The organism is Kribbella antibiotica, assembly GCF_004349055.1.
Taxonomy (GTDB): Bacteria; Actinomycetota; Actinomycetes; order Propionibacteriales; family Kribbellaceae; genus Kribbella; species Kribbella antibiotica.
Genome location: NZ_SMKX01000273.1, coordinates 1 through 4159 on the forward strand (window position 1 = coordinate 1; position 4159 = coordinate 4159).

At 68.0% G+C, this 4159-nt stretch carries 5 protein-coding genes; 2 read left to right on the forward strand and 3 right to left on the reverse strand.

Annotation, left to right across the window (positions count from 1 at the left end; genetic code table 11):
* From E1263_RS41955 to E1263_RS41965, 3 genes are all read right to left on the reverse strand, one after another.
* A partial coding sequence (locus E1263_RS41955; RefSeq protein WP_132177987.1) for an NADH-quinone oxidoreductase subunit C occupies positions 1 to 541 on the reverse strand: 541 nt, incomplete at its 3' end.
* The gene (locus tag E1263_RS41960; protein ID WP_132177989.1) at positions 538 to 1098 is read right to left on the reverse strand and encodes an NADH-quinone oxidoreductase subunit B; all 561 of its coding nucleotides are present in this window, start codon (positions 1096 to 1098) and stop codon (positions 538 to 540) included. The genes E1263_RS41960 and E1263_RS41955, both read right to left, overlap by 4 nt.
* A 4-nt stretch (positions 1099 to 1102) precedes the next feature.
* A complete protein-coding gene (locus tag E1263_RS41965; RefSeq protein ID WP_132177991.1) occupies positions 1103 to 1948 on the reverse strand; it encodes an alpha/beta fold hydrolase in 846 nt (281 codons plus the stop codon).
* A gap of 64 nt (positions 1949 to 2012) precedes the next feature.
* Between E1263_RS41965 and E1263_RS41970 the strand changes: the two genes are divergently transcribed.
* A complete protein-coding gene (locus E1263_RS41970; RefSeq protein WP_165956944.1) occupies positions 2013 to 3461 on the forward strand; it encodes a purine-cytosine permease family protein in 1449 nt (482 codons plus the stop codon).
* Between the two features lie 2 nt (positions 3462 to 3463).
* On the forward strand, positions 3464 to 4156 hold the full coding sequence (locus E1263_RS41975; protein WP_132177993.1) for a GntR family transcriptional regulator: 693 nt from the start codon (positions 3464 to 3466) through the stop codon (positions 4154 to 4156).
* Positions 4157 to 4159: the final 3 nt, after the last annotated feature.

Sequence of the window (4159 nt, forward strand, 5' to 3'; positions counted from 1 at the left end):
GTGGGAGGGTGCGGCGGCGGCTGGGGGCGCCGGCGGCTGGGGCGGCGGCCGAGGACTCGCCGGGTTCTTTGGCGCCGGGCCAGGGCTTGGCTACGCGGGAGGCGAGGATGAATTCCTTGCGCAGCGGGTTGCCTTCGAAGCCGTCGGGGAGGAGCAGCGGGACCAGGTTGGGGTGGTCGGCGAAGGTGATGCCGAACATCTCGAAGGTCTCTCGCTCGTGCCAGTTGGCGCCGGCGTACAGGTCGGAGAGGGTGGCCAACTCAGGCTTGTCGCGGGGGATCAGGGTGCGGACGAGCAGGTGGTCGACATGCGCGCCACCCCAGAAGTCGGCGAGGTGGGTGACGACGCGGAACCCGTCGGTGAGCTCATCGGATGCCGACAGGAAGTCGAAGAACGTGAGGCCGACACCATCGCGCAGGACCTCATGCGCGGCGACCCAGGAAGCAGCCGGTACGTCGATCGCCGTGGGACCGAAACTGTCGGCGGCGGTGGCTTCGATTCCGGCGGCGGTCAGGGCGTCGAGAGCGTCACTCGAGCTCATTCCGGCAGCACCAGGTCGCGGGTCAGCGCGGCGGCGGACGGTTCGTCGTACCGGTCGGCCAGTTTCTCGCCGGCGATCTTTTCCTGCAGCTTGAGGATGCCCTGCAGCAAGGCTTCCGGGCGCGGCGGGCAGCCGGGGACATAGACGTCGACCGGGATGATCTGGTCGACCCCCTTGGTCACGCAGTACGAGTCCCAGTACGGGCCGCCGGAGTTCGAGCAGGAGCCGAACGAGATCACGTACTTCGGCTCGGGCATCTGGTCGTAGAGCCGCTTGATGGCCGGCGCCATCTTGTCGGTGACCGTGCCGGACACAACCATCAGGTCGGCCTGCCGAGGGCCGGGCGCGAACGGGATCACGCCGAGCCGGATGAAGTCGTGCCGTCCCATCGACGCCGCGATGAACTCGATCGCGCAGCAGGCCAGGCCGAAGTTGAACACCCACAGGGAGTACTTCCGGCCCCAGTTGAGCAGGTACCGGACCGGGGTGGGCGCAAGCTTGGCCAGCGCACCGACGGCCGGGCGCACGGCCGGCAACGGCAGGTCGGTCTGGGACATGGGGTCAGCCTAGTCCGGCGATCTCCTCGGCTAGGATTTCCGGGTACTCCAATGGCGCGTAGTGTCCGACGCCGTCGACGGTCCGCAGCCGCACGTCGCTGAAGAAGTCGTCGACCCGGTCCGACCAGGCCCGCGGGAACAGCGGGTCGAACTCGGGCCACAGCACGACCGTCGGCACACTGATCCGCTCGTACGACGCCGGTGCCGTCTCAGCCGCGGAGACGGCGACTGCTCCGGCGCCACCGCGGTACCAGTTCAGCGAGGCGGTGAACGCGCCGGGGACGGAGTACACCTCGACCAGGTGCTCGATGTCGGGCACATAGCCCGGCCCGGACCAGTGCTGCCAGAAGTGGTTCAGATACGACCGGACCGCATCAGGCTTGCCGTCGATCAGCTCCTCGATCAGCGGCAGCCGATGGAACGACTGGTACCAGAACTCGCGCTGCGCCTGCTCGGAGAACACCCGCTTCCCGATCCCAGGAAGCGGCGGTGCAATCACCAAGCCGTCGATCAGCTCGGGACGGGTCCGCGCAATCGCCTGCGCGACGCGACTCCCGACGTCGTACCCGGCAAGCACCGGACGGTCGAGCCCCAACTCCTCGATCAGCCCGATAACACTGCGCGCCTGCCCCAGTGCGCCGTACTCGGCAGGATCACCAGAGGCTCCAGCAGAACCACCAAACCCTCGAAGATCCGGTACGACGACCTCGCAGCCGCGCTCGACCAGCAGCGGCGCGAGCACGCGGTAGTCGGTCCGGTCGCCCGGCCAGCCGTGCAGCAGCACCACCGCCTCGCCTTCGCCGGACCGGTCGTACTCGAGCTCGAATCCGTCCACCGCAGCGCTTCGCATACGGCCTATTCTGATCTACCGTGATTGAACAGGACTGAACAGGTTCATTGCGTGTGGAGGCAACGTGTCCGAGCAGGTGGAGTCCCGCGGTTTCAGCGTGGAGAGCAACGGGCTGAACGTGATCGCCGACGCCGACCGGAAGGGCCGGCCCCGGCAGCTGTTCTGGCCCTGGTTCGGGGCGAACGTGTCGGTGCTCGGGCTCAGCTACGGCGCCTTCGTGCTCGGGTTCGGAATCTCGTTCTGGCAGGCGATCGTGGCCGGCATGGTCGGAATCGTCTTCTCGTTCCTGCTCTGCGGACTGATCGCGCTGGCCGGCAAACGCGGTTCGGCCCCAACGCTGGTGCTCAGCCGGGCGGCCTTCGGGGTCCGCGGCAACAAGCTCCCGTCGCTGGTCTCCTGGGTCCTGACAGTCGGCTGGGAAACCGTGCTGACCATCCTCGCGACCCTCGCGACCGCGACCGTGTTCGAACGCCTCGGCTGGGGCGGCGGCGCCGTGACAAAGGTGATCGCGCTGCTTGTCGTCGGCGTACTGATCGTCGCCTGTGGAGTGCTCGGCTTCGACCTGATCATGCGCGCCCAGACGATCATCACCGTGATCACCGGTGTCCTCACGGTCGTCTACATCGCCCTGGTCGCGGACAAGATCCACTGGAGCGCCGTCGCGGACCTCCCGCACGGCTCGAACCAGCAACTCATCGGTGCGCTGGTCTTCGTCATGACCGGCTTCGGCCTCGGCTGGGTGAACGCCGCCGCCGACTACTCCCGCTACCTCCCGCGCGGGTCGTCGAGCAACGGCGTGGTTGGCTGGACGACGTTCGGCGGTTCGGTCGCGCCGATCGTGCTGGTCCTGTTCGGGCTGCTGCTGGCTGGTTCCTCCGCAGACCTCAGTACGGCGATCGGCGCCGACCCGATCGGCGCGCTGGCCGCCGCATTGCCGACCTGGTTCCTGGTCCCGTTCGTGATCGTCGCCGTCCTCGGCCTGGTCGGCGGCGCGGTCCTGGACATCTACTCGTCCGGCCTGGCCCTGCTCTCGATCGGTCTGCCGGCCCCGCGCTGGGCCGCCGCCCTCATCGACGGGGTGGTGATGATCGCCGGAACCATCTACGTGGTCTTCTTCGGCACCAAGTTCTTCCCCCAGTTCCAGGGCTTCCTGATCACGCTCGGCGTCCCGATCGCCGCCTGGTGCGGGATCATGCTGGCCGACATCGCCGTCCGTCGCCGCGACTATGCCGACGCGGATCTCTACGACCGCAACGGCCGGTACGGCGACATCCGCTGGCTGCCCGTGCTCACCATGATCGTTGCCACCGGCATCGGCTGGGGCTTGGTCACCAACACGTTCGCCTCCTGGCTGACCTGGCAGGGCTACCTGCTCGGCCCGTTCGGTCTCGGCCCCAAGGACGGCGCCTGGGCCTTCGCCAACCTCGGCGTACTCCTCGCCCTCGCCCTCGGCTTCCTCGTCCAGTTGGTCGCCGGCACCAAAGCAGTCCGCCGCCAGGAAGCCTTCGGCTAAAGATGCCGGAGGGCCTCAAGCACGAGCGCGTCGCGGCCGTCCTCACCCGGGAAATCAAAGCCGGGCTGGTACGACGCGGCGCCCGCCTGCCCGGTGAGGTCGACCTGGCCAGCCGGTTCGGGGTCAGCCGAAACACGGTCCGCGCGGCCCTTGCCCAGCTGACCGAGGACGGCCTGATCAGCACCCGCTCCGGCAAAGGCTCGTTCGTCATCTTCGACGGCCGTCCCCTCGACGGCCGCCTCGGCTGGACGCACACCGCCACCGACCCCGACCTCCAGGTCGAGCTCCGCACCATCCGCATCGCCCACGAACACACCTCGCACAAGTCCGACCGCACCGAGAAACTCATCGTGATCGAACGATTGCAGCTAGCGGCCGACAAACCGATCGCCTGGGAGTGCAGCTGGATTCCAGCCCTCGACAGCCTGCGTGAACTGCCCAGACGCGGCCTGGTGGACGACTCGATCGCACTGACCCTCACCCGCGCCGGACTGCACCCGGACCATTGCCAACAACGGCTCCGCGGCCGCTCACTCGAATCCAGCGAGGCCAAGCTGCTCAAGCGCCGTACGGGGAGTTGGTTCTTGCACACCGAGCGCACCAGCTGGACGGCGGACGACCGCTTCGCCGAGTACGCAGAGTGCTTGCTCGACCCCTCTTACTTCGAGCTAACCCTCGACTACGGCACCCCCTGACCC